This window comes from Marinomonas foliarum (genome assembly GCF_003337275.1).
Taxonomy (GTDB): domain Bacteria; phylum Pseudomonadota; class Gammaproteobacteria; order Pseudomonadales; family Marinomonadaceae; genus Marinomonas; species Marinomonas foliarum.
Genome location: NZ_QPJQ01000086.1, coordinates 1 through 1,052 on the forward strand (window position 1 = coordinate 1; position 1,052 = coordinate 1,052).

A 1,052-nucleotide genomic window follows, 5' to 3' on the forward strand; every position below is an offset into this window, starting at 1 on the left:
TGGTATGGACCCACTTTAATAGACATCTCATAGCTATATAATAATAGGTAAAAATGAGGTGAATTATGAGTGGAAAACGTTATACCGATGAGTTCAAAATTGAAGCCGTTAAACAAGTCACTGAGCGGGGCTATAAGATTGCAGAAGTGGCTGAGCGACTTGGCGTTAGTTACAAAAGTATGCATGATTGGATAGCCCGATACAGCAAGCCTGAAGCGAGCAGAAAAACGGAAGATTCAGCTCTGTCAGAGATCCAGCGGCTCAAAGCTGAACTTAAACGTGTGACCGAAGAGAGGGACATTCTAAAGGAGGCCGCCGTGTACTTTGCCGGGGAGTCAAAGAAAAGTACACGTTCATAAAATCACGGCTCCACGACTATTCTATTGTTGCCTTGTGTCGAACACTGCAAGTCCATAGGAGCGGTTTTTACGCTTGGCTGGACTGTCCAAAAAGTCGACGAGAGCAAGAAGATGATGAACTTGCCATCACCATTAAAACGCATTGGCTTGAGAGTGGTTGTGTTTACGGCTACCGCAATATCACCAAAGACCTAAAAGGAGAAGGTAAGTCTTGTGGGAAGAATCGAGTGCTAAGGGTGATGCGCCGAGAGGGCCTAAAAGCGCTAATAGGCTACAAACGCCACCCTGTTTTTTATCGTGGATCTGAACGTAATACAGCCCCCAATACACTAAATAGAGAGTTTATTGTCCCAGAACCAGATCAAGTATGGGTAACCGATTTTACGTACATCCGGACAAAAGAAGGCTGGCTTTATGTGACCGTCGTTGTTGATCTATTTTCTAGATTGGTCGTAGGATGGTCAATGAGATCAAGGGCGACAGCGGAGTCAGTTATTGATGCTTTACTCATGGCGATTTGGCGACGACGCCCCACAAAAAGAGTACTGGTACACTCAGATCAAGGCGCTCAATATACCTCGAAAGATTGGCAAACCTTCTTAAAAGATAATAATCTGGAAGCCAGTATGAGTCGACGTGGTAACTGTCACGATAATGCTGTTGCGGAAAGTTTTTTCTCGTTATTAAAAAAAG

The 1,052-nt window shown here is 44.3% G+C and carries 1 pseudogene; it reads left to right on the forward strand.

Going from position 1 to position 1,052, the window contains the following annotated elements:
* Positions 1-65: 65 nt before the first annotated feature.
* Positions 66-1,052: pseudogene (locus tag DFP77_RS19445) on the forward strand (IS3 family transposase); the annotation flags it as partial.